General features: G+C 72.2%; 18 protein-coding genes. 6 read left to right on the top strand and 12 right to left on the bottom strand.

The window, feature by feature from the left end; all coding sequences use genetic code 11:
* Window positions 1–5: 5 nt before the first annotated feature.
* From FH610_RS04135 to FH610_RS04125, 3 genes are all read right to left on the bottom strand, one after another.
* Window positions 6–1,835 carry a S9 family peptidase gene (locus FH610_RS04135; RefSeq protein ID WP_240808748.1) on the bottom strand — a complete coding sequence of 610 codons (1,830 nt, stop codon included), beginning with the start codon at window positions 1,833–1,835 and terminating at the stop codon, window positions 6–8.
* Complete coding sequence (locus FH610_RS04130; protein ID WP_240808747.1) at window positions 1,832–2,953, bottom strand: C39 family peptidase; 1,122 nt, start codon at window positions 2,951–2,953, stop codon at window positions 1,832–1,834. The genes FH610_RS04135 and FH610_RS04130 overlap by 4 nt, the downstream gene beginning before the upstream one ends.
* 135 nt (window positions 2,954–3,088) lie before the next feature.
* Window positions 3,089–4,204, bottom strand: coding sequence for a DUF5925 domain-containing protein (locus tag FH610_RS04125; RefSeq protein WP_139572924.1), 1,116 nt, complete (start codon window positions 4,202–4,204; stop codon window positions 3,089–3,091).
* A gap of 162 nt (window positions 4,205–4,366) precedes the next feature.
* Between FH610_RS04125 and FH610_RS04120 the strand changes: the two genes are divergently transcribed.
* The 5 genes from FH610_RS04120 to FH610_RS04100 all read left to right on the top strand — a co-directional run bounded on the left by FH610_RS04120 (window position 4,367) and on the right by FH610_RS04100 (window position 12,302).
* Entirely contained in the window at window positions 4,367–5,146 is a 780-nt protein-coding gene (locus FH610_RS04120; RefSeq protein WP_139572923.1) for a peptidoglycan recognition protein family protein, read from the top strand.
* Window positions 5,147–5,263: 117 nt separating this feature from the next.
* Window positions 5,264–7,111: a methylmalonyl-CoA mutase family protein gene (locus FH610_RS04115; protein WP_139572922.1), complete on the top strand. Its 1,848-nt coding sequence runs from the start codon at window positions 5,264–5,266 to the stop codon at window positions 7,109–7,111.
* Window positions 7,108–9,249, top strand: coding sequence for a methylmalonyl-CoA mutase (gene scpA, locus FH610_RS04110; RefSeq protein ID WP_139572921.1), 2,142 nt, complete (start codon window positions 7,108–7,110; stop codon window positions 9,247–9,249). Before FH610_RS04115 ends, scpA begins: the two co-directional genes overlap by 4 nt.
* Complete coding sequence (meaB, locus tag FH610_RS04105; protein ID WP_205825544.1) at window positions 9,246–10,238, top strand: methylmalonyl Co-A mutase-associated GTPase MeaB; 993 nt, start codon at window positions 9,246–9,248, stop codon at window positions 10,236–10,238. The genes scpA and meaB overlap by 4 nt, the downstream gene beginning before the upstream one ends.
* Before the next feature lie 99 nt (window positions 10,239–10,337).
* Window positions 10,338–12,302 (top strand): CehA/McbA family metallohydrolase, encoded by a 1,965-nt coding sequence (locus tag FH610_RS04100; RefSeq protein WP_139572920.1) that lies wholly within the window; start codon window positions 10,338–10,340, stop codon window positions 12,300–12,302.
* Here the strand turns inward: FH610_RS04100 and FH610_RS04095 are convergent, their stop codons facing one another.
* The 9 genes from FH610_RS04095 to efeU form a co-directional block, all read right to left on the bottom strand.
* Window positions 12,303–12,923 carry a hypothetical protein gene (locus tag FH610_RS04095; RefSeq protein ID WP_139572919.1) on the bottom strand — a complete coding sequence of 207 codons (621 nt, stop codon included), beginning with the start codon at window positions 12,921–12,923 and terminating at the stop codon, window positions 12,303–12,305.
* Window positions 12,910–14,517 carry a substrate-binding domain-containing protein gene (locus tag FH610_RS04090; protein ID WP_240808746.1) on the bottom strand — a complete coding sequence of 536 codons (1,608 nt, stop codon included), beginning with the start codon at window positions 14,515–14,517 and terminating at the stop codon, window positions 12,910–12,912. The genes FH610_RS04095 and FH610_RS04090 overlap by 14 nt, the downstream gene beginning before the upstream one ends.
* On the bottom strand, window positions 14,514–15,677 hold the full coding sequence (locus FH610_RS04085; protein ID WP_240808745.1) for a toxic anion resistance protein: 1,164 nt from the start codon (window positions 15,675–15,677) through the stop codon (window positions 14,514–14,516). Before FH610_RS04085 ends, FH610_RS04090 begins: the two co-directional genes overlap by 4 nt.
* Window positions 15,678–15,731: 54 nt before the next feature.
* A complete protein-coding gene (locus FH610_RS04080) occupies window positions 15,732–16,847 on the bottom strand; it encodes a hypothetical protein (protein WP_139572918.1) in 1,116 nt (371 codons plus the stop codon).
* Between the two features lie 190 nt (window positions 16,848–17,037).
* The gene (locus tag FH610_RS04075) at window positions 17,038–18,219 is read right to left on the bottom strand and encodes an MFS transporter (RefSeq protein ID WP_205825543.1); all 1,182 of its coding nucleotides are present in this window, start codon (window positions 18,217–18,219) and stop codon (window positions 17,038–17,040) included.
* A 45-nt stretch (window positions 18,220–18,264) separates the two neighbouring features.
* Complete coding sequence (locus tag FH610_RS04070; RefSeq protein ID WP_139572916.1) at window positions 18,265–18,741, bottom strand: RrF2 family transcriptional regulator; 477 nt, start codon at window positions 18,739–18,741, stop codon at window positions 18,265–18,267.
* Window positions 18,742–18,787: 46 nt separating this feature from the next.
* Window positions 18,788–20,056: an iron uptake transporter deferrochelatase/peroxidase subunit gene (gene efeB / locus FH610_RS04065; RefSeq protein ID WP_240808744.1), complete on the bottom strand. Its 1,269-nt coding sequence runs from the start codon at window positions 20,054–20,056 to the stop codon at window positions 18,788–18,790.
* Window positions 20,053–21,189 carry an iron uptake system protein EfeO gene (efeO, locus tag FH610_RS04060; protein WP_139572915.1) on the bottom strand — a complete coding sequence of 379 codons (1,137 nt, stop codon included), beginning with the start codon at window positions 21,187–21,189 and terminating at the stop codon, window positions 20,053–20,055. Before efeO ends, efeB begins: the two co-directional genes overlap by 4 nt.
* Before the next feature lie 15 nt (window positions 21,190–21,204).
* Window positions 21,205–22,047 (bottom strand): iron uptake transporter permease EfeU, encoded by an 843-nt coding sequence (gene efeU / locus FH610_RS04055; protein ID WP_139572914.1) that lies wholly within the window; start codon window positions 22,045–22,047, stop codon window positions 21,205–21,207.
* A 400-nt stretch (window positions 22,048–22,447) separates the two neighbouring features.
* Between efeU and FH610_RS04050 the strand changes: the two genes are divergently transcribed.
* Window positions 22,448–24,031 carry an ABC-F family ATP-binding cassette domain-containing protein gene (locus tag FH610_RS04050; protein ID WP_139572913.1) on the top strand — a complete coding sequence of 528 codons (1,584 nt, stop codon included), beginning with the start codon at window positions 22,448–22,450 and terminating at the stop codon, window positions 24,029–24,031.
* Window positions 24,032–24,041 lie beyond the last annotated feature (10 nt).

The raw sequence follows: 24,041 nt of genomic DNA, 5'->3' as shown, positions 1-24,041 counted from the left end.
CTCGCTCACCGTGTCTCCCCCTTGTGGAGCGTCAGGGGCGGGACCTCGGGCGTCGGAAAGCCGAAGACGATCCCGTAGAAGGCCAGCTCGGCCTCCAGGGCCCGGACGATGGTCTCCTCACGCCGCCACCCGTGCTGTTCCCCCTCGAACGTGAGGTACGCCCACCGGTGCCCGTGGCGGGCCAGCGCGGCGGCGAAGCGCTCCGACTGCGCGGGATCGACCACCTTGTCTTCCAGGCCGTGCAGGAGCAGGGCCGGGCCGGATGCCCGTTCCGCATGCAGTTCGGGGGACCTGTCCACGTAGCGCTGCCGGGTCTCGGGCAGCGGGCCGATCAGCCCGTCGAGGTAGCGCGACTCGAAGTCGTGCGTCTCCGCCGCCCAGTGTTCGGGGTCGGAGATGCCGTAGTGGGACACCGCGCCGCAGAAGACGTCGCTGTGGACGAGCGCGGCCATCGACGTCCAGCCGCCCGCGCTGCCGCCTCTGATCGCGACCTTCTCCGCCCGCCCGCTGTCCAGCAGCCACCGCGCCACCGTCTCGCAGTCGCGCACGTCCACCACGCCCCAGCTGTGGCGCAGCCGCTCGCGGTAGGCCCGGCCGTAGCCGGTGGAGCCGCCGTAGTTGACCTCGGCGACGCCGATGCCCCTGCTGGTGAAGTACGCGATCTCCAGGTCGAGCACCGGCGGGGCCGAACTCGTCGGACCGCCGTGCACGAACACCACGTACGGCGCGGGCCCGCCGCCCGCCGGGGCGTACAGGTGCGCGTGGACCCCCTCGACGGTCACCGCCTCGGGCGTCGGCAGCTCCGTGTCCTCGGGCACCGGCTTGCCCGGGGACAGCACCTCGTGCGCCCCCGTTTCCAGGTGGACCCGCACCACCTCGTACGGCCGGTGGGGCGAGGCCGCGACGCCCACGACATGGGAGCCCCGGGCCGACAGGGCGGACGCCCAGTAGGTGTAGCCGCCGCCGACGTCGCGGACGGAACCGGCCTTCGCGGGGTCGTCGAGGACCCCGAGCCGCCGCTCGTCGGCCGTGCCGTACACGGCGGCGATCCGCCCGTCGGCGACGGCGAAGAACGTGGCGCCGATCTTCCAGGTGGCGTCGCCGAACTCCAGCGGCACCGGGGTCAGGTCGCGCGCCGTGCCGTCCAGGCCGACGAGGTGGATGTTCCACCAGCCGGTGGGGTCGGTGACGGCGTACAGGCTCTCGTCGTCGTGCCACTCGGCCTGGCAGGTGGACGCGCCGGACAGCAGGACGCGGTGGGGGCCGCCGTCCACGGATCCGACGCAGAGCTCGGTGGCGTCCCAGGGCATGTCCGGGTGGTTCCAGCCGATCCAGGCGAGCGACCGGCCGTCCGGCGAGACGCGCGGGTTCATCAGGAAATGATGGGTTTTCACCACGCTACGCAGGGGGGAGCCGTCCAGCGGGACCGCGACGATGTCGCGCTCGCCGCTGCGCGCGTCGCCCCGCTCGCGCACGCACCACACCTCGTCGCCGTGGACGACGAGGTCGGCGTAGCGGGCGGGCTCCTCGGGAGTGAGCGGGACCGGCTCCCCGCCGGGGGAGCACAGGTAGATCCGGCCGTCCGCCCAGTTGGTGAACACCAGACGGCCCTCGTGCGCCCGCCAGGACCGCCCGCCGTACTCCATGACCCGGTTCCTGGCGTTCCAGCCCTGCGGGAGCACGTCCTCGATCACACCGTCGGCCCTGCGCCGCACCACGCAGCGCCGGCCGCCCTCCCGCGGGCGCGGCTCGTCCCACCAGACCTCGTCTCCGGAGGTCTCCACCCACAGCGGGCGGTCGTCCACCCGCGCGACGTCGACGGCCCGAATGGTCACCAGTTCCCCCCGGAGTCTGGAAGCGGAGTGCCGGGGGGATGCACGATGTGCGCGATCCCCCCGCTGCTCGTGGCGCGCAGCCAGACGCTCTCGAACGCCGCGCGGGGATACACCCGCCGCACGCCGCCGTCGTCCGGCGCGGCCGGATCGTTCGCGATCACGTCGCCCTCCGCCGTGAATCCGGTGACGACCATGATGTGCCCGCCGGTGGAGTATCCGGCACCGGGAAGCTCGTGATCGCGGAACGCCTGAGAGGTGATCACCGGGATCCCGGCGGCGATGAACCGCTCCAGCTCGGCCAGCGAGCGCAGCCGCGTGACGAAGCCGTCCAGCCCGTACCGTCCGGCGTACGCGACGCCGAAGGGCCAGTTGCCGGTGCCCTGGTAGCTGTGGTCGTACATGTCGCGCGCGGCGTGGTCGACCGCCGGGCACGGGTCGCCGGGGGTCACCCAGGCGAGGTCGGCCGGGGCGGGCCCCAGCCCCCAGTAGCCCAGCACCATCGTGAACGACGCGGGGCTGCACCAGGACTCCCCGCCGCCGTCCCACTGCGGATAGTGCCCCACGTGGACCTTCTGCGAACGGCGCGGCACGTCGAGCTCGATCGCCCGCGGCCCCGGCGGGCCGCCTCTGCCCGCCTGCCCCACGGCCGAGGCCATCACGGTGAGCGAGCGCATGCCGCCGCCGCTGCCGTACAGGGTGGCGCGGACGCGGTACGACGTCACGGGGCGGGCGGCGACGAAGGTGTCGACGGCGACGTCCCCGTCGGCGTCCCCCTGGCCGGGCAGCGACGTGCGGTGGATGTCGGCGTCGGTCTCGGCCCACCGGCCCATGACGTACCACTTGGTCAGGTCGCCGGTGACGGTCCTCGCCTGGATCTCGATCTCCAGCCAGGCGCCGGGCGGCGCGGCGGCCGTCCACGACGGCACCAGTTCGGTGGCCGCGAAGCCGATCTCCCGCTCGGGGGACGTCCAGCGGATGTAGGGCCACTCCCGCTCGCCGCCGGGAGCGAACGGATCCAGATATTTCGCCGTCCCCGCCTCCCGGGCCTCGACGGACCACCGGTGGAGGACGACGGGGCTCACCTGGGGGCTCGGTCCGGCCGACAGCAGGGTGACCACCTCGCCGATTGTTGTTACCGCCCCGACCTGGCACATCGGATGGTTTACGTATCCGACACATGGGACGCTACGCCATCGGCGACCGTGCTCTGTGCGGCTGGTCAGATCGTGCGGCCGGTCAGATCGTGCGGCCGGTCAGAGATAGAGGCCGGTGGCGGGGGCGGGTTCGGCGGCGGCCGGGCGGCCGTCCCGCAGGGCGAACAACTCGGCCAGTGTCGCGCCGCCCGCGCCGGCGCCCCCCGCGCCCAGCCACTCGGCCGCCTGCCCGGCGTCGAACCGGCCGACCTCGATCTGGGCCAGGCACCGTCCGGGCCGTACGACGGCCGGATGGAGCCTGCTGAGGTCCTCGTTGGTCGTGATGGCCACGAGCACGTCCCTGCCCTGGCCGAGCAGCCCGTCGGTCAGGTTGAGCAGGCGCGAAAGGCCCTGGCCCGTCGACTGCTTGGCCTCGGCGCGGATCAGTTCGTCGCAGTCCTCCAGGACGAGCAGCCGCCAGCGCGGCTCCTGGTCCTCACCCGGGCCGTCCCAGCCGACGGCGACGTCCATCAGGTAGCCCGGGTCGTTGAACAGCAACTCGGGGTCGAGCACGCAGTCGACCTGGCACCAGGACGCCCACTCACGCGCGAGCGTGCGCAGCAGCGTCGTCTTGCCGGTGCCGGGCGGGCCGTGCAGGAGGACCAGCCGGCCCGTCACATCGGCCGCGGTCGTCGCCATCAGGGCGTCCAGGCGGCCGACGGCCGCCGTGGGGTAGTTCCTCCTGATCTCCCGCCAGGAGGAGGTCGTGATGGGCTTGGCGGAGCGGTGCGGCCCGTGGCTCGACCTCCACCAGAAGCCCATTCGCACGTGGTCGGCGTCGGGAGCCGCCTCCTCCGCGTTCCTGGTCGCCTGCTCCAGAACCGAGCCGGCCAGTTCCTCGCTCACCGCCGTGGCGGTGAGCGTCGCCGACCGGTTCGCCCCGCGGACCACCCGCAGCGTCCATCCCTCGCCCGCGATCAGCCGGGTCTCGTACCCGTCGGTGTGCTGGGCGACGCGCAGCAGCCGGCCGCCCTCGGCGGTCAGCGGGGCGTCGGCGCGGACCCGGCCGAGGCTGGTGGTGCGGGACCAGGGCTGCTCGCCGGTCGCGAACGGCGACAGCGCCATGGCGTCGATCACGTCGGCCGGGCTGTCGGTGTCGTCGAGCCAGATCCGCATCGGCACCGGCGGTGGGGGCGTGGAGTGAGGAGAGAAGTCGACCTCCTTGAGAACGGACATACGGCGATGATCTCGACGTACGACTCGCTCTGTCGAATGGATTTATGGGCCTATTCAGTTTGCTTGCTGTTTAAGCAGTTTCATATGGGCAAAAGGCAGTACCTGCTGGGGCGTTACCGCTACGCTCGGTGTCCAGTCGTACGGTTTTCAACGGAGAGCACTGTGGCCATCGATCTCGTGTCCCGCGCTGAATGGGGCGCGCGTCCTCCCAGGGGCTCGTACTCGTCGCTGACCTCCACCCGCGGGGTGAAGGTCCACTACACCGGCGGCCGGGTGGACCCGGGTATCGTCACCGACCACGCCAAGTGCGTGGCCATGGTGAAGTCCATCCAGAACTTCCACATCGACGGCAACGGCTGGATCGACATCGGATATTCGATGGTGGCCTGCCCGCATCGGAAGGTCTTCGTCGGCCGCGGGCCGGGACACCTGCCGGCCGCCAACGGCCCCGGCCTGAACTCCGGCCATTACGCCGTGCTCGGTCTCGTCGGCAACGCCGGCCTGATCCAGCCGACCGACGGCATCCTGCACGCGATCCTGGACGCGGTGGAGTATCTGCGCGCCAAGGGCGGCGCGGGCAAGGAGATCAAGGGCCACCGCGACGGCTACTCCACCGACTGCCCCGGCGACCCGCTGTACGCCTGGATCAGGAAGGGCGCGCCGCGTCCCGGCACCACACAGCCGGAGCCGGAGCCGGAGCCCGAACCGGAGCCCACGCGGCAGTGGCCCGGCCGCCTGCTCAAATACCCGCCCGTGATGCGCGGCGACGACGTGCGCGCCTGGCAGGCCCGGATGAAGGAGCTCGGCTACGACATCGCCGTGGACGGCGCGTACGGGCCGGACTCCCAGGACGTGTGCCGCAGGTTCCAGAAGGACCGGCACCTCGACGCGGACGGCATCGTCGGCCCCGAGACCTGGAACGCCGCGTTCGCCACGTCCTGAGGAGCCCGGCCCGGCATCGCAATACCGAGGAAGATCGCGACTGCGCCCGGTCGGCGTTGTCCACAGACCGGGACCCCGGAGCCCCGAGGCCGGGCCGGTGCATTTAGCATCCGGTTCATGACGGTGCCGCCTGTTGAACTCGACGATCTCGCCGATCCCGCAGCGGGGTTCCCGCAGGCCACGCGGGAGCAGTGGAGGACGCTCGCGGCCGAGGTGCTGCGCAGATCCGGCTGGGACGGTTCGCCGGACGAGGCCGAGGCCGCCCTGACCACCGCGACCTACGACGGGGTGGCGGTCGCCCCGCTGTACGACGCCGCCGACCTGCCGGCCGCGCCGCGAACGACGCGTGCGCCGGGCCCGTGGGACGTGCGCCAGCGGCACGCCGACCCCGATCCGGCCGCGACCCGGGAGGCGATCCACGCCGACCTGGAGAACGGCGTCACATCCCTGTGGCTCGATCTGAGCGCGATCGACCCGGCCGCGCTGCCGGCCGTGCTCGACGGCGTCCTGCTCGACCTCGCCCCGGTCGTCCTCGACGCCGGCCCGCGTACGGCCGAGGCGGCGGAGGCGTTCCTGCGCCTGGTCGACGGGGTGGCCGGCGGGGTGGCGCTGCCCGGGGGCAATCTGGGCGCCGACCCGATCGGGCTGGCGGCCCGCATCGGCGCGACCGTGGACACCGGCACCGCAGTGGCGCTCGCCCGCCGCTGCGCCGCGGATCACCCCGGCCTGCGGGCGATCACCGTCGACGCGCTGCCCTACCACGACGCGGGCGGCGCCGACGCCGAGGAGCTCGGCTGCTCGGTCGCGACCGGCGTCGCCTACCTGCGAGCGCTGACGGATGCCGGCCTGACCGCCGAGCAGGCGTTCGGGCAGATCGAGTTTCGCTACGCCGCGACCGCCGACCAGTTCCTCACCATCGCCAAGCTCCGGGCCGCACGGCGGCTGTGGGCGCGGATCGCCGAGGTCACAGAGGTCGCGCGGGAACCCGGCAGGCAGCTTCAGCACGCGGTCACCTCGTCGGCGATGATGACCGTCAGGGACCCCTGGGTGAACATGCTGCGCACGACCGTGGCCTGCTTCGCGGCCGGGGCGGGCGGGGCGGACGCGGTGACCGTCCAGCCGTTCGACGCCTGCCTCGGGCTGCCCGACGCGTTCGCCCGCCGCATCGCCCGCAACACCCAGTCGCTGCTGGTGGAGGAGGCGAACGTCGCCCACGTGGCCGACCCGGCCGGCGGCTCCTGGTACGTGGAACGGCTCACCGACGACCTCGCCGCCCGGGCCTGGGAGTGGTTCCAGGAGATCGAGCGGGCCGGCGGCATGGCGGCCGCGCTGGATCGGCTGGTTCCCGAGCGGCTGGCGGCGACCAGGGCCAGGCGCGCGGACAACCTCGCCCACCGCCGCGACCCGATCACGGGAGTCAGCGAGTTCCCCGACCTGAAGGAGAGGCCGGTGTCCCGGCGGCCCGGCCATGGGCTCGCCGCGACGTCCGGCGGTGTGTCCGGTGGGGCGTCGGGTGAGGTGTCGGGTGGGGGACTGCCGGTGATGCGCTACGCCGAGGAGTTCGAGGCGCTGCGCGACCTCGCCGACGCCCAGCCGAGCCGTCCCACGGTGTTCCTCGCCACGATCGGGCCGGTCGCCGCGCACACCGCGAGGGCGACGTTCGCCGCCAACCTGTTCGCGGCGGGCGGCGTCGCCACCGTCACCAGCGGCCCGGGCACCGACCCGGCCGCGATCGGCGCGGCCTTCCGCGACTGCGGCACCCCCGTGGCCTGCCTGTGCTCCAGCGACCGGCTGTACGGCGAGCACGCCGCGGCGGTCGCGGCTGCGCTGCGGGAGGCCGGGGCGCGCAGGGTCTGGCTGGCCGGGAAGGGGGAGTATGAGGGGGTGGACGCCACCCTGTACGCCGGCTGTGACGCGCTCGGGGTGCTCCGCGCGACGTTCGACGATCTGGGAGTGGACCGATGATTCCGGATTTCTCGGAGATTGACCTGGGGTCGGGCGCCGCGGCCGCGGACATCCCCGGCGGCCCGGCCTGGGAGACTCCTGTGTGGGAGACGCCGGAGGGCATTGCGGTCAAGCCGTTCTACACGGCGGCCGACCTGGAGGACGGCCCGTCCCTCGAGACCTACCCGGGCGTCGCGCCCTTCCTGCGCGGCCCGTACCCGACGATGTACGTCACCCAGCCGTGGACCATCCGGCAGTACGCCGGCTTCTCCACCGCCGAGGAGTCCAACGCGTTCTACCGGCGCAACCTGGCGGCCGGGCAGAAGGGCCTGTCGGTCGCCTTCGACCTCGCGACCCACCGGGGCTACGACTCCGACCACCCCCGCGTCGCCGGCGACGTCGGCATGGCGGGCGTGGCGATCGACTCGATCTACGACATGCGGCAGCTGTTCGACGGGATTCCGCTCGACCGGATGAGCGTGTCGATGACGATGAACGGCGCGGTGCTGCCGATCCTGGCGCTCTACATCGTCGCGGCCGAGGAGCAGGGCGTCACGCCCGACAAGCTGGCGGGGACCATCCAGAACGACATCCTCAAGGAGTTCATGGTCCGCAACACCTACATCTACCCGCCGGACCCGTCGATGCGGATCATCTCCGACATCTTCGAGTACACCTCCAAGGAGATGCCGAAGTTCAACTCCATCTCGATCTCCGGCTACCACATCCAGGAGGCCGGGGCGACCTGCGACCTGGAGCTCGCCTACACGCTGGCCGACGGGCTGGAGTATCTGCGCGCCGGGGTCCAGGCGGGCCTGGACGTCGACGCGTTCGCGCCGCGCCTGTCGTTCTTCTGGTGCATCGGCATGAATTTCTTCATGGAGGTCGCCAAGCTCCGCGCCGCCCGGCTGCTGTGGGCCCGCCTGGTGAAGGGCTTCGGCCCGCACAACCCCAAGTCGCTGTCGCTGCGCACGCACAGCCAGACCTCCGGATGGTCGCTGACCGCGCAGGACGTGTTCAACAACGTCGTACGGACCTGCGTCGAGGCGATGGCGGCCACCCAGGGCCACACCCAGTCGCTGCACACCAACGCCCTGGATGAGGCGCTCGCGCTGCCGACCGACTTCTCGGCGCGGATCGCCCGCAACACCCAGCTTCTGCTTCAGCAGGAGTCGGGCACCTGCCGGGTGATCGACCCGTGGGGCGGCTCCTACTACGTCGAGCGGCTGACCCGGGAGCTGGCGCGGGCGGCCTGGGGCCACATCCAGGAGGTCGAACGGGCCGGCGGCATGGCCAGGGCCATCGACCAGGGGCTGCCCAAGATGCGCATCGAGGAGGCGGCGGCCCGCACCCAGGCCCGCATCGACTCCGGCAGGCAGCCGGTGATCGGCGTCAACAAGTACCGCCCCGAGGCCGACGAGCCGATCGAGGTGCTCAAGGTCGACAACACGGCCGTGCGCAACCAGCAGATCGACAAGCTCCGCAGGCTGCGCGAGGAGCGCTCGGCCGCCGCCGTCAACGAGGCGCTGGAGGCGCTGACGAAGGGCGCGGCCGGCGGGGAGAACCTGCTGGAGCTCGCGGTGAACGCCGCCAGGGCCAAGGCCACGGTCGGGGAGATCTCCGACGCGCTGGAGAAGGTCTTCGGACGGCACGCCGCGCAGATCCATACGATATCGGGCGTGTACCGCGCGGAGGTGGGCGGCGCCGCGGACCGGGTCCGGGAGGCGTGCGCGCAGTTCGAGAAGGCGGAGGGCCGCCGGCCCCGGATCCTCGTCGCGAAGATGGGCCAGGACGGTCACGACCGGGGCCAGAAGGTGATCGCGAGCGGCTTCGCCGACCTCGGTTTCGACGTCGACGTCGGCCCGCTGTTCCAGACGCCCGAGGAGGTCGCCCGGCAGGCCGTCGAGGCCGACGTGCACGTGGTCGGGGTCTCCTCGCTGGCGGCCGGGCACCTGACGCTGGTGCCCGCGCTGCGGCAGGCGCTCGGCGACCTCGGCGCGGAGGACATCATGATCGTGGTCGGCGGGGTGATTCCCCCGGGCGACGTCGAGGAGCTGCGCACCGCGGGCGCCTCGGCGATCTTCCTGCCCGGCACGGTGATCGCCGACGCCGCCCTGGAGCTGCTGCGCGAGCTGTCCGCCCGGCTGGGTCATCGGTGATCGCATCGGTGATCGAGGACTACGTCAAGGGCGTGCTGTCGGGCGACCGGCGGTGGACCGCCCGGGCCATCACACTGGTGGAGTCGACCAGGGCCGACCACCGGGAGATGGCGCAGCGGCTGCTGGTCGAGCTCACCCCGCATGCCGGCAAGGCCCGCAGGGTGGGCGTGTCCGGGGTGCCCGGGGTCGGCAAGTCGACCTTCATCGAGGCGCTCGGCACTCATCTCACCGGGCAGGGGCACCGGGTCGCCGTGCTGGCCGTGGACCCCTCGTCGCGGCGCTCCGGCGGCAGCATCCTGGGGGACAAGACCCGGATGGCCAGGCTGTCGGCCGATCCGAACGCCTTCATCCGGCCGTCCCCCACGGCCGGGACGCTCGGCGGCGTGGCGAAGGCCACCCGCGAGGCCATCGTCGTCGTGGAGGCGGCGGGCTACGACATCGTGCTCGTCGAGACGGTCGGGGTCGGCCAGTCGGAGACCGCGGTCGCCGACATGGTCGACACCTTCCTCCTGCTCACCCTCGCCCGCACCGGGGACCAGCTCCAGGGGATCAAGAAGGGCGTGCTGGAGCTGGCCGACGTCATCGCGGTCAACAAGGCCGACGGGGAGCACGAGACGGCCGCGCGCAAGGCGGCGCGTGAGCTGTCCGGGGCGCTGCGGCTGCTGCGCTCGGCCACGCCCGTGCTGACCTGCAGCGGCCTCACCGGCGCCGGGCTGGAGGAGCTGTGGGCCCACGTCGTGCGCCACCAGGAGGGCGCCGACCTCGCCGCCAGGCGCAGCCGTCAGCAGGTCGAGTGGACGTGGGCGCTGGTCAGGGAGCGGCTGCTGGCCATGCTCCGCGACGCCACCGGGGAGATAGCGCCGGAGATCGAACGACAGGTCCTTGACGGCACCCTCACCCCGGCGCTGGCGGCCGACCGCATCCTGGCGGCCTTCCTGCCCGCGGACGCCTCTCATGACACCCGGGGGATCACCTTTCCTCCCGGGTGAGAAAGATCGCTACCCGTGTGACCGGGAATGCACTGTTGCACGTTTTCCCGGGCCGAAACCGTGCCACCATGTGGCCGCTTTCGATTACGGGGAGGTGCGATGAACCACGATCCGATGATGCCGCCGCAGGTGGAACGCGCTCTGCGGGAGTACCGGGCGTTACTGTCCGCACATGGGATGACCTGGGGAGAGCCGCCACTGGGCTACGTCCGGATGATGCCGTTCCTGCGGTTTCCCGAGGAGGCCGACCGGATGAGCATCAGGCCCGACCTCGACGCGGAGTTCCGCGACACTCTGGCCGGCGAGGTCCCCCGGGGCCTGGTGGCGCTGCGGCTGACCGCGGACGGCCACCGACTGAAGCACCGCCTGGAGCACGGCCAGGCCCGGCCGCTGCTGTCGCCGGGGTCGGTGCCCGTCATCCTGCTGGTCGACTCCGCGCTGCCGCACCCGGTGGAGGTGACGGCCGACGGCGTCCCGTACGGGATCGCGGCGGGCGGGGCCAGGCTCCTCGACGTGACGACCGCGACCATGCTCACGGTGGACGGCGAGGAGGTGGACCTGGCGGGGCTGACCCGGCCCGCACCGGCCGCGCGGCTGCGGTTGCGCGCGGGCTTCCCGTGCCGGTGGAGCGTCACGTCGGCCGACGGCCAGGGGTGGTATCCGGAGGGAGTGCCGGAACGGCGCGACAACGACGACAGGCCGTTCTTCCACGGCGACGACATCGTGCTCGCCGTGCCCTGCGAGCCGGTCACGATCCGGGTGACGCGCGGCATGGAGTACGGCATCGCCGAGACGACGGTCGTCCCCAGGACGGGGGAGGAGACGCTGGTCGGGCTCGCGCCGCAGCGGCTGTACGACGCCGCCGCCCGCGGCTGGTACGGCGCCGACCTGCACGTCCACATGAACTGGGCGGGCGACCTGGTCGCCGTTCCGGCGGAGGCGGCCGCGGCGCAGCTCGGTGAGGACCTGCACGTGCTCAACCTCGTCGCCGGGAACGTCGCGGGGGACCGGGTCTACGACCGGGAGGCGCTCCAGCACTGGGCCGGGCGCGACCTGCCGTGGTCGGACGCCGGGCACGTCGCCCGGATGGGCGTGGAGTATCGCAACGACCTGTTCGGGCACGTCCACGTCTTCGGGGTGGCCGCGCCGCCCGCCGTCTACCACACGGGCTTCGGCGCCGACGCCGACTGGCCGCCCAACGCCGCGGTCTGCGGCGACCTGCGGGAGCCGCGCGCGGTCCTGGGGTACGCCCACCCCTTCCACGGCCCGGTCTCCTCCCCGGAGGACGTGGCCGCGAACGGGACCAGGAACTGCAGCGGCCGCGCCCTGGTCGTCGACGCCGCCCTCGGCCTGGTCGACGGAGTGGAGGTGCTGCACTTCGGCGACCTGTCGCCCGCGCCGGGAACCGCCGAGGTCTACCGGAGGCTGGTCGGCGCGGGCAACCGCCTCGCCGCGCTCGCCGGGACCGACACCATGCTGTCGTTCACCCGCCAGGACACGGTCTCCAGCCCGCCGGGCTGGGAGCGCGTCTACGCACGCGTGGACGGGCCGCTCAGCGCCGAGTCGTTCGCCGAGGCCGTACGGCGGGGCCGCACGTTCGCCACCACCGGCCCCTGGCTGGAGCTCACGGTGAACGGCCTGGGGCCGGGGGACACGCTCGGCCTGGAGGGCGGCGAGACGGTCGCGATCCGGGCCAGGGCCGTCGGGCCGGAGGTGGAGCACATCGAGATCAGGACCGCGGCCGGCGTGCTCGCCGAGGGGCCGGGCCACGAGATCACCGCGTCGCTGTCCGTGGCGGACGCCACCTACGTGGTCGCCGTGGTCCGCGGCGGCCCCCATCCGCGCTCCCCGCGCGGCCGCGCGTACGCCCACACCAGCCCGGTCTACCTCGACGTGCGGGGGCGGCATGTGGCAAGAGAGGAGGACGTGCGCTGGTGCCTGCGGTGGCTCGACCTGCTCGACGAGCTGGTCAGGGCCAGGGCCCGCCTGCGGACCCGGGCCCAGCTGCGCGATCACCTGGACCTGATCGAGAAGGCCAGGGCGGTGTACGGAGCCCGCTTGTGACTACAGGTCGAGCGACGAGCCGCCGAAGCGGTCCCGCAGGAACCGGCCCTGGTCCCTGAGCGCCTGCTCGTCCCCCTGGTAGACGGCCTCCGCGATCGCCGACAACCCCGACTCCAGCAGGTCGAGCTGGGCCATCAGCTCCTCGTGCGCGCTGCGCTCGCGCGATCCCCGGCGGGTCAGCGCGTACGACCTCGGCAGGTTGGCGTACGCCTCCAGACTGGTGGGCAGGTAGTCGCGGACGGCCTGGGAGACGACGTGCAGGTGGTCGGGGGCGGAGGTGAGCGCCTCCGCCCTGGCAAGCACGCCGCGGAGGATCGAGGCGAGGTCGCCGACCTTGGCCACGACGTCCTCGGGGAAGCGGGGCGGCGACACCTTGGCCACGAGGGCGTCGAGGTCGTCCCGCAGCGCCCGCGTCTCGACCTCGGCGTGGGAGATCGTCAGCCGCACCCGGTCGGGCGGGGTGAGCAGTGCGCCCACGCCGTACAGCCCGGCGACGACCACCGGCCAGAGCGAGCCGGCGAGGCCGAGGAAGTGCAGCCCGAGGCCGCCGAGTGCGAGGGCGGAGCCGACGATGTTCCGCGTCGAGCCGAGGTAGGACAGGATCCGGTCACTGGTAGCCACGGATCTCCTTGAACGCCGAGGCGAGCGATGCCTGCCGGGCGTCGAACACCGCGCCGCCGGTGAGCGTGGCGACCTGGCGCATCTCGGCCACGTCGCTGTCGCCGAACAGCACCACGAACGTGGGGATCCGGGTGCCCAGGGTCCGGTAGAAGCCGGCGAAGTCCTCGTAGGAGGAGCCGTCGGTGTTCTCGCCGTCCGTCATGAGCACGACCGAGGTGAAGTCCTCGCCGCCCTGCCCGCCGCCCTGCCCGCTCCGGACCGTCTCGTATGCGTCGCGCAGGCCGTCGTAGATCGCGGTGCCGCCTCTCGCCGTCAGGACGTCGCCGTACGCGCGGATCCGACGCAGGACCGCCGCGGGATCGTGTTCCGGCACCGTGAACGTGCTCGCCGGGCCGGCCACGGTGCTGAACGGCAGCAGCGTGACCGTCTCCCTGTTGCGGAACCGGGAGAACTGGCCGGAGGCCGAGGCGTCGGCGCCGGTCAGCGCGGTGAGCGCCTGCTTGAGCGCGTCGATGCGGTCGCCCTCCATCGACCCGGAGGTGTCCAGCACGAACACCGTGCGCGACGGACGGCGCACCTGGTTGAGGTACGCGTTGATCAGTGCGTCGGCGGCGCTGCGGCGGTTGGGGAAGGGCAGTTCCAGCAGCGGGGCCGTGCCGAACCTGGCGTCGGGCCGCACCTCGGGCACGATGGGCCGCCGCGCCGTGGTCGTCATGATCTCGCGCTGCACCCCGGGTGTGCGCAGCCAGGCCGCCAGCTTGCCGTACAGCTCCTTCTTGGCAGAGGAGGCGAGCAGCGTCAGCGGGTAGTCGGCGGTGACGACCCCGTCGCCGGGATAGACCAGCGTGAGCGGCTCGCCTGAGGCGGTGCGCAGGCCGAGCAGCACGGACTCGTAGTTGATCAGCCCGTCCACGTCGGTGCGCCGCCGGAAGGCGTCGGCGAGCCAGCCGGAGGAGCCCGCGGTGAGGGTCTGCGCGGAGAAGAACCCGGTGAGCCGGGGCGTGACGGCCGCGATCTGGGCCTGGTCGAGCGCCTCACCCGCGTCCGACAGCGCCGCCGCCACACCGACCAGGGCGGAGAAGCCCGAATTCGACGACGCGGGGTTCGTCATGCCGAAGGTGAAGCGGTGTTTCCTCGCGGCCTCGCCGATGTCCGTCCAGGTCGCCTGGCCGGTGTCCCAGCCGAGCTCGCGGGCCTTGGCACGACTGAGGCCGAGCACCACGGGTGAGACCATGATCTTGGTCTGGGTGGACAGACGCGCGCTCGCCCCGTCGATCAGGGACAGATAGCGGTTGGAGGAGAACCAGACCGCGTCGTAGCGGCCGTCCGCGCCGCCGCTGGCCACCTGCTCGGCGCCGTCCAGCGTGCCGGTGTAGGACAGCGACACCTTCACGCCCGCCGCGCCGGCCGCCTTGGCGAGCAGCGGCTCCAGGTCCTTGATCTCGCTGCCCGCCAGGACGCGCAGCACGTCAGGGCCGTCTTGCGGAGGGGCGTCCCCGCCCGCGCCCGAGCAGGCGGCCGCGACGGCCAGCAGCACGGTCAGCAGCACGGCCAGCAGCAGGGCCGGGCCGGCGGCCGTGATCGCTCGCCTCACGACCCGGCCTCGTCGGCGCGGCGGGAGCGCTCCAGATAGGCGCGGGCGTGGTCGAGTTCCACGGTCAGGTTGTCGACGGTGAGGGCCATGCTCTCCACGGCCTTGGCCTTGAAGCCGTCGATCATGTCCATCGTGGAGTAGATGTTGTCGAACGCCTTGCTCAGCGCCTCCATGCTCACCGTCGTGGCGGCGGCCTGGGTCTGGATGTTGCCCGCCTGGGTGCGCAGCATCTCGCTGGTCGCGAGGATCAGGTCGGAGGTGGTGGTGTTCAGCGCCGTGATCTGGTCGAGCACCAGCTTCTGGTTGGCGAGGGCCTGGGCCACCGTGACGGCCGTGCGCAGCGCCGCGATCGTCGTGGTGGTGGCCCGCTCCACCCCCTTGATCAGCTCCAGGTTGTTCTTGCGCACCAGATCCAGCGCGAGGTAGCCCTGGGCCGACACGGCGAGCTGGGTCAGCAGGTCCTGGTGCTTCTGGCGCACGCCGAACAGCGCGTCCGACCGCAGGGCGTTCGCCTTCTCGGGGTCCGTGAGCTCGATCTGGTCGATCCGGCCCTGCAGCTCCGCGTCGAGCGCCGCCGCCAGCACGGCGTACTCCTGGAGCTTCGTCATCGACTCCCAGAGGTTCGCCTTCTCGCCCTCGATGGCGGCGTTGTCCTTACGCAGCTCGTCCTGCCCGGACCTGAGCGCCCGGATGATGTCGTCGATGTGCTTTTGCGCGCTGCGGTACTTGGCGAAGTAGTCGCGCAGCCGGTCGCCGAACGGGATGATCCCGAGCAGCCGCCGGGTGCCGGCGGTCGCCTGCTTGGGGTCGAGGTCGACGATCGTGCGGCGCAGCGCGACGAGCTGACCGGCGACCCGCGCCTGGCCGTCGGCGCCCTCGCCCTTGGCCGAGGCCAGCGCCGCGACCGGGCGCTTGAGCATCCGGTTGGCCACCTGGGAGGAGGCGCTGATCTCCGAGTCGCCCATCGAGGTGATGTCGTGCACCTTCCTGGTGAACTCCGGCGACCGGTGGTCGAGCGTGGTGAGCTCCTCGGCGAAGCCGGACGCCTTGCGGGCGAGTTCGGCGCCGCGCTCGCCGGGAAGCGGCAGCATGCCGGCCGCCTTGTCGGCCGGCACCACCGCCACCGGGGCGGGCGGGGTCAGCACCAGATCCTCGGACACGGGTGTCCTCTCTTCTTGGGACTCTTCCTGGAAACTGTCTTCCTGAACAAAGGGTCAGGACGACGGCTTCGCGCCGGCCAGGTAGCGCTGCTCGACAGTCGAGACGAGCTCTTCCAGCCGGTCGTAGGCGGGCGGCTCCACGACGTCGACCAGGCTCGCGGGCACCGGCGCCTTGGTCGTGGCCACCAGATCCGCGAAGACCTTGGGGTCGGCGGTGCGGAAGCCGTATCTCGCGGCGAGACGGGCGAACTCGGGATCCTCCTGCAGCAGCCGCCCGACCTCCGCGGCCCGGTCGGTGAGCGGGACGAGTGTGTGCTTGCTGAGCACGGTCGGCGCGGGGTAGATCAGCCGCATGTCGGGCCGGATCGCGCCGCCGCCCGCGAACAGCCGCGCGGCGTACTGCGCCTCGTAGATCACCACCATCGGCGTCTTGCCGATCCCCAGCGCGAGGTAGTCCTCGAAGGGCGCCTCGGTGGAGGACTCCGAGTAGCCCTGGTCGAGGAACAGCGGGGCGACCGTCCGCGCCACCTCGGCGACCTGCGCCCGCGAGGTCACGACGTCGTCGCCGTTGGCCACGTAGCTGGTCGCCGCGAGGTACATGGCGGCCGAGTTCGACGTACGGACGTCCGTGGTGGTGAGCAGGACCCGCTTGCGGGCACGGTAGGAGGTGTTGCCCGGCAGCGCGTCCCAGCGGGTGCCCGTCGCGACGAGGTCGAGGAACCTGCGCAGGTCGAGGACCTGGTAGCCCGCACCCGAGTCGCGGACCACGCCCGCCTTCTCGAGCACGTCCACGATCGGCTGGAACGTCGCGACCGCCATCGGCGAGTAGAACGGCGAGTACGTCCGCGCGATCCTGCGCGCCTGCCTGATCTTCTCGGCGGCCGGGACGCTGGAGGGAAAGGCGAAGTCGTACGGGCGCAGGTCCACCGTGGTCGCGATTTCGCGGGATCCCGCGGTGTCGACATCGACCCGCAGTCCGTGCCTGGCGAACGCCGCCCTGACCGCGGGATCGTCGAAGAAGGGCTTCTTCTCCGAACCGATCACACCGCGGACCGTGGTGAGCGTCCGCTGCTCACCGCCGCCGCCGTCCCCGCCGTTGCCCAGCAGGAGGGCGAGGACGACGGCGGCGCCCAGCGCCAGCGCCAGCCCGATCCCGATCCAACGCTTCATTCATGCTTTCCTTCGCCCCGTGGCCCTTATCCCCGTATTCCGGATTATGGGAGATAGCGGGAATGAGCGAGCGAGAGGAGAAGGGTGCGGCTGAGAATTCAGGAAATGTTCATTGTGGGGTAATAAATGGGATTGGCGGCGATTTGATGCCGCGAATGCTGCTATATAATCTTTTGTCGCCCTGGCGGTGTCAGCGGTACCGGCGGGTGGCGCCCAGGTAGGGCAGGCACGCCAGGGCCAATCCCGCGCAGACGGCGAGCGCCACGGGCGGGCCGACCGGAAGCAGAGCGCCGGCCAGCGCCGTGCCGAGACCGATCCCGGCGTAGAGGGCCGAGGAGTTCAGGCCGACGACCACGGCGGTCTCCCGGGGTGCCGCGTTGATCAGCCGGACCTGCTGCGCCGGGGTCTGGAACCAGGTCGCCGCGCCCCAGGCCGCCATCAGCACGGCGGTCAGCGGCAGCCAGTGTGTGCCCGCCCCGGCCGCCCAGGCGGAGACGGCCAGCGTCACGGTGAGCACGGCGAACCCCACGGCCTGCACGGGGATGGGCCCGCGCCGGTCCACCATGGCGCCCGCCACCAGGTTGCCCGCGACCGCGCCGACGCCGTACAGGAACAGCAGCCAGGTCTCCGCCCGCGCTCCGGCCCCGAGCGCGCGCATCACGGGAACGGCGAAGGCGTAGAGCCCATAACTGGCGGCCAGGCCGAGCACGGTCAGCGGCAGCACCGCGACCACCCCCGGCTGCCGCAGCGCCGCCAGCCGTTCCCGCAGCGGGATGCGCGGGTTGCCGGGCAACGCGGGCATCGCGGCGAACACGCCCAGCGCGCAGACGGCGCACAGCGCCGCGACCAGGCCGAGCGCCGCGCGCCAGTCGAGGATCTTCCCGGCCAGGTTGCCCAGGGGCACGCCGAGGGCGGTGGCGACGGTCAGGCCGCCGACCACCACGGCCAGCGCCCGGGCCCGCTGCGTGGGCGCGACCAGCGACGCGGCCACCGCGCCCGCGTTCGGGGTGAACGCGGCGGCGCCGGACGCGGCCAGCACCCGCGTGACCATCAGCGCGCCGAAGTTCGGCGCCAGCGCCGAGGCGAGGTTGGCCAGGGCGAGCACGGCCAGGGCGCCGACCAGCAGGGCCCGGCGCGGCATCCGGGCCAGCGCGGTGGCCAGGACGGGCGACAGCACGGCGTAGGCGATGGCGAACGCCGTCGCCGACTGCCCGGCGGTGCTCTCCGTCACGCGCAGCGAGTGCGCCATCGCGGGCAGGAACCCGGCCACCACGTACGCGTCGGTCCCGACGGCGAACGTCCCGAGGGCCAGAACGAGGGTCGAGCCGAGCCCTCGCGGCGTGGCCTCGCGAGGGCTAATCGGGACATTCAACGTCCCTGTTTTCTCCATGAGAATGCTCCGTTGCCAAGGTGGGGATCAGTCGGTCATGCGGCCGTAGTTGCGGCGGGTGCGCGCCGCGCCCGCGGGGGCCTGCTCCATCAGGTCGGCGATCGTACGGCCGGCCAGTTCGCGCCGCCACGCCAGCTCGGCCTGGCGCATGAGGCTGGAGATGCCGCAGGGCCGGTCGAACTCGGCACCGGCGTCACGCCCGCTCGCTCCGCGCTTGCGGATCTCCGTGCAGCGGAACGCTTCGAGCGGCCCCTCCACGGCGGTGACGACGTCCATCACCGTGATCCGATCGGGTGGGCGGGCGAGCGACCAGCCGCCCCGGACGCCGGGAGTGGAGGTGAGGATCCCGGCGCGGGCCAGTGGCTGCAGCCGCTTCTTCAGGTACTCCTGCGGCAGGTCGAACCAGGCGGCCAGCCGGCGGATCGACACGGGGGCCTGGTCGTCGAGCCAGCCCAGCGTCACGCAGCAGTGCAGCCCCCACTCGACGCCCTCGCCCATCCGCATAACCGGGACTATACACATCCCGGTTCTCGCGGGGGCGGCGGAGATGTCAGGCGAACAGCGTGCGGCCCCAGTAGTCGCCGCCGTCGGTCACTCCGGGCGGGCAGGCGAACAGGCCGCTGGAGACGTGCTTGATGTACTCGTTCAGCGCGTCCTTCTGGGACAGCATCCGCTGGATGGGGACGAACTGCTTGCGGGGGTCGCGCTGGTAGGCCATGAAGAACAGGCCGGCGTCGAGCCGCCCGAGGCCGTCGGATCCGTCCACGAAGTTGTAACCGCGCCGCAGCAGCCGCGCGCCGCCGTGGGCGTCGGGGTGCGCGAGCCGTACGTGCGCGTTGCCGGCGATCACGGGCGTGCCGTCCGGGCCCTTCTTGGCGAAGTCCGGCGCGTCGAACTCCCCGTGCCCGGTGAGCGGCGCGCCCTTGCCCTTGTCGCGGCCGAAGATGGCCTCCTGCTCGGCCAGCGGGGCGCGGTCCCAGGTCTCGATGTGCATCCGGATCTTGCGGGTGACCAGGTAGGTGCCGCCGTCCATCCAGGCCGGGCCGTCGCCGGGCGCGGCCCACAGGTGGTCGCGCAGCATGGCGGTGTCTTCGAGCTTGAGGTTGTTGGTGCCGTCCTTGAAGCCCATGAGATTGCGCGGCGTCGCCTGCGCCCGCGAGGTGGACGAGGTGCGCCCGAACCCGAGCTGCGAGTAGCGGACGGAGACCTTGCCGAAGCCGATCCTGGCGAGGTTGCGGATGGCGTGCACCGCCACCTGCGGGTCGTGCGCGCACGCCTGCACGCAGATGTCCCCGCCGGAGATCTCGGGCTGCAGGTCCTCGCCGGGAAAGGCGGGCAGGTCGGCCAGCGCGGGCGGCCTGCGGTCGCCGAGGCCGAACCGCTCGTCGAACAGCGACGGGCCGAAGCCGACGGTCAGCGTCAGGCCGGAGGCCGGCAGGCCGAGCGCCTCGCCGGTGTCGTCCGGCGGCGCCTCGGGCGCCCCGCCCACGGCGCCGAACGTGCCGGCGTCCTTGCCCTGGGTCATCCGGGCCGCGGCGGCGGTCCACTCCTGGAGCAGCTCCACCAGGTCGGCCTTGTTCTTCGTGATCACGTCGAACGCCACGAAGTGCAGCCGGTCCTGGGCGGGAGTGGTGACGCCCGCCTGGTGCGGGCCGTAGAAGGACACGGGGTCGGAGGCCGAGGCCGCGTGGGCGACCGGCTCCTCCGCGAACGACCGGGTGACGACGGCGCCCGCCCCGACGGCGGCCACGCTCGCCGCGCCGAGGCCGAACAGCCGCCTGCGGCTGATCCCCTTGCTCACTGTGCTTTTCCGGGTCACCGGGCCACCACCGAGGCTACCTTGCTGATCGGCTCGGCCAGGGCGTTGATCGCGTCGGACAGCGCCCTGAGGTCGTCCTTGGACAGGTCCGTGTGCAGCTTCCAGCCGTCGCCGCTGCGGTGGGCGGCGAGCGCGTTCTCGGCGTCGGCGAACTTCGCGTCGAGCGTCTTCACCAGCTCGGCGTCGCGCTCCTCCAGCACCGGGCGCAGCGCCTGGACGGCGGCCTTCGAGCCCTGCAGGTTGGCGTCGAAGTCCCACAGGTCCGTGTGCGAGTAGCGGTCCTCCTCGCCGGTGATCTTGCCGGTGGCGACCTCGTCGAGCAGCCCCTTGGCGCCGTTGGCGAGCTGCACGGGGGACAGGTCGACCGTCGCGGCCTTCGTCACGATCGTGTTCACGTCGGTCATCAGCTTGTCGGCGATCGGGCCGTCGCCGCCGACGTCCTTCTTGACCCACAGGTCCTTCTCGATGCGGTGGAAGCCGGTCCACTCCTCGCCGTCGGGCACGTCGTTCTCCCGCGCGTCGATGGCCGGGTCGAGATCGCCGAAGACCTCGGCGACCGGCTCGATCCGCTCCCAGTAGGTGCGGGCGACCGGGTAGAGCTCCTTGGCCTTGGCCACGTCGCCGGCCTTGACGGCCTCGGTGAACTCCTTGGTCTTGTCGAGCAGCGTGTCGGATTGGCTCTTGATGTAGCGCTTGTAGCTGGCCACGGCCTCGGCGAGCTTGGCGTCGCCGGTCAGCGGCTTGTGCTCGCCGCTGACCTTGAGGGGGCCGCGGATGCCCTTGCCGGTCATCCCGGGCTTGCAGGCGGTCTCGTACACGCCCGCCGGAAGTTCCACCACGACCTCGCGGGTCAGGCCGGGCACGATGTTCTCGACCTCGCCCATGACCCGGTCGCCCGTCGCGTACACGTAGAACTCGGTGACCTTCGAGCCGTTGTTGGTGATCGAGAAGGTCGAGGTGCCGGCGGCCAGGTCGGACTTCGCCACCTTGCACTCGGTGTCGGTGGCGGCCACGGTGATCTTCCCGTCGCCGGCCGCGGTCGCCTCGGTCGTGGTGCCGGAGCCCGTGGACGAGCATGCGGTGAGACCGGCGAGGGTCAGCGCGGCGGCGGCCAGGACGATGGGGGTGCGCATTTCGGTGGACTCCGGTCAGGAAGCGGGCTGGGGAGACTTGGAGGCGGGGCTCGCCGGCGTCTTGGCCGCGGGCCGCAGGAACAGGATGAGGACGGGAACCAGGTAGACGAGCCAGGCGACGGCCTCCAGCACGCTGGGCTGCGGGGTGATGTTGAACATCCCGCTCAGCAGCGTCGAGTACCAGGCGCTGGGGTCGAGCACCCCGCTGATGTCGAAGGCGTGGGTGTTCAGGCCGGGCACCAGTCCCGACTCCTGCAGGTCGTGCACGCCGTACTTGAAGATCCCGGCGGCGACCAGGACCAGGAGCAGGCCCGTCCAGGTGAAGAACTTCGTGAGGTTGATCCGCAGGGCGCTGCGGTAGAGCCCCCAGCCCAGCGCGACGGCGGTGAGCAACCCGAGCGTGATGCCGATCAGCGGGCTCGCGCTGCTGGTCGCGCCCTGGACGGCGGCGAACCACAGCAGCGCGGTCTCCAGTCCCTCGCGGGCGACGGCCAGGAACGCCACCACGACCACGGCGGTGGCCCCGAGTTCCAGGGCCGCGCCCATCTTCTCCCGCAACTCGCCCGACATCTTGCGGGCCGCCGTGCGCATCCAGAAGACCATGAAGGTGACGAAGACGGTCGCCGCCAGGGATGTCACGGCGTCGAACATCTCCTGCTGCTGCGTGGCGAGGTGGGCCGCGGTGAAGGTCAGCAGCGCGCCGAACCCGACGGAGAGGAGGACGGCCACGCCGACGCCGGCCCAGACCATGGGCAGCCGCTCGCGGCGGTCGCTCTTGACGAGGAAGGCCACCAGGATGGAGACCACAAGAGTGGCCTCAAGGCCCTCACGAAGGCCGATGAGGTAACTCGCGAACACATCGTCCTCCGGACGGTCGGTAAGCCTAACCTAACTTAGGGCAGGTTCACCTTACCGACAAGGTCCCGAACCGGTGGAGCGGGGTAGGTCTTTTGTCACCTTCAGGGACGGGTGAGACTACGGCCCGCCCTCGCCGGCAAGGAGGACGCCGGGTGTCGGCCCGGCGCCCGGCCGATTAATTCGATGGCGTCCCCTTCTACGTCCCGGTTATGGTGACGGACGTCCTGCCGCCGCACCCTGGAGGGTCACTTGGAGCTCTGAGGTCTCGACACCGCGCCCACGGCCGCCATCGGTGGTCCGGCGCAGCGACCTCAGGCAGACCCTCGCCTCGCGGCCCGTGCCCGCGGTGTCTCCACGGTTTGTTCACCATTCCGCCCTTGGGGATACCCGGAGCCGCCTTATGTCTCATTCCATTGTCTGTACGGATCTGTCGTTCTCCTGGCCCGACGGGACGCCCGTCTTCGAGGAGCTCGACTTCGCGTTCGGCGCCGGCCGGACCGGGCTCATCGGCGTCAACGGCAGCGGCAAGTCCACCCTGCTCAAGCTGATCGCCGGAGAGCTGACCCCGCCGAGCGGCTCGGTGTCGGTCACAGGGCGGCTGGGCTACCTGCCGCAGAACCTCCCGCTCGGCGCGAGCCGTACGGTGTCCGACCTGCTGGGGATCACGCCCGCGAGGCAGGCGCTGCACGCGATCGAGCGGGGCGACCTGAGCGAGGCGAACTACGACGCGGTGGTCTGGGACGTCGAAGAGCGCGCCCGTGCCGAGCTCGACCGCCTCGGGCTCGCGGGGGTGGACCTCGACCGGACGGTCGCGACGCTCTCGGGCGGCGAGACCGTCATGGTCGGGCTCGCCGCGCGCTTCCTTGCCGAGCCCGACGTGCTGCTGCTCGACGAGCCGACCAACAACCTCGACCTCGACGCGCGGCGGCGCCTTTATGACGCCGTCTCGTCGTGGGCGAGGACGCTGGTCGTCGTCAGCCACGACCGCGCACTGCTCGGCCTGGTGGACCAGATCGCCGACCTGCCCGCCCGCCGCACCTTCGGCGGCACGCTCGGCGAGTACGAGGAGGTGCTCGCGGTCGAGCGGGAGGCCGCCGAGCGGATGGTCCGCGCGGCCGAGGGCGACCTGCGCCGCCAGCGGCGCGAGCTGATCGAGGCGCGGACCAAGCTGGCGCGGCGGGTGCGCTACGGCAACAAGATGTACGAGCAGAAGCGCGAGCCGAAGATCATCATGCAGGAGCGCAAGCGCCAGGCCCAGGTCTCGGCGGGCAAGCACCGCACGATGCACGAGGAGAAGGTGGCGGCCGCCCGCGAGCGGCTGGCCGAGGCGGAGGAGGCGGTGCGCGACGACGCCGAGATCCGGGTGGAGCTGCCCGCCACCGAGGTGCCGGCCGGGCGCACCGTGCTCGAACTGGACGGCCTGCGCACGGCCGCAGGGCCGATCGGCGACCTGGTCGTCCGCGGCCCGGAGCGGGTCGCCCTGCTGGGGCCGAACGGCTCGGGCAAGACGACCCTGCTGCGCACGATCCTGGGGGAGATCCCGCCGGGTGAGGGCTCGGTCCGGCTCAACGTCCCGGCGCGCTACCTGCCGCAGCGGCTCGACGTGCTCGACGACGCGCTCAGCCTGGTCGACAACGTGCGGGCGGTCGCGCCCGCGGCGTCGGTCAACACCGTCAGAGCCGGGCTCGCCCGGTTCCTGTTCCGGGGCGCACGGGCCGAACGGCCGGCGGGCACGCTCTCAGGAGGTGAGCGCTTCCGCGCCGTGCTGGCCTCGCTGCTGCTGGCCGAGCCCGCACCGCGGCTCCTGCTGCTGGACGAGCCGACCAACAACCTCGACCTGGCCAGCGTGCGCCAGCTCGCGCAGGCGCTGTCGGCCTACCGGGGCGCGCTCGTGGTGGTCTCCCACGACCTGCCGTTCCTGGAGTCGATCGGCGTAACGCGGTGGCTCACCCTGGGCCCGGAGGGGACGACGTCGTCGGCGTGAACTCGTGTTG

This window comes from Microbispora catharanthi, assembly GCF_006334915.2.
In the GTDB taxonomy this organism is placed as follows: Bacteria; Actinomycetota; Actinomycetes; order Streptosporangiales; family Streptosporangiaceae; genus Microbispora; species Microbispora catharanthi.
This window is presented reverse-complemented; position numbering and strand designations above follow the sequence as displayed.

Excerpts from the sequence above, each read along its gene's own strand:
- FH610_RS04125 (WP_139572924.1), bottom strand. The coding sequence starts at position 4,204 with ATGTCCGTTCTCAAGGAGGTCGACTTCTCTCCTCACTCCACGCCCCCA.
- FH610_RS04115 (WP_139572922.1), top strand. The coding sequence starts at position 5,264 with ATGACGGTGCCGCCTGTTGAACTCGACGATCTCGCCGATCCCGCAGCG.
- scpA (WP_139572921.1), top strand. The coding sequence starts at position 7,108 with ATGATTCCGGATTTCTCGGAGATTGACCTGGGGTCGGGCGCCGCGGCC.
- FH610_RS04100 (WP_139572920.1), top strand. The coding sequence starts at position 10,338 with ATGAACCACGATCCGATGATGCCGCCGCAGGTGGAACGCGCTCTGCGG.
- FH610_RS04080 (WP_139572918.1), bottom strand. The coding sequence starts at position 16,847 with ATGAAGCGTTGGATCGGGATCGGGCTGGCGCTGGCGCTGGGCGCCGCC.
- FH610_RS04070 (WP_139572916.1), bottom strand. The coding sequence starts at position 18,741 with ATGCGGATGGGCGAGGGCGTCGAGTGGGGGCTGCACTGCTGCGTGACG.
- efeO (WP_139572915.1), bottom strand. The coding sequence starts at position 21,189 with ATGCGCACCCCCATCGTCCTGGCCGCCGCCGCGCTGACCCTCGCCGGT.
- FH610_RS04050 (WP_139572913.1), top strand. The coding sequence starts at position 22,448 with ATGTCTCATTCCATTGTCTGTACGGATCTGTCGTTCTCCTGGCCCGAC.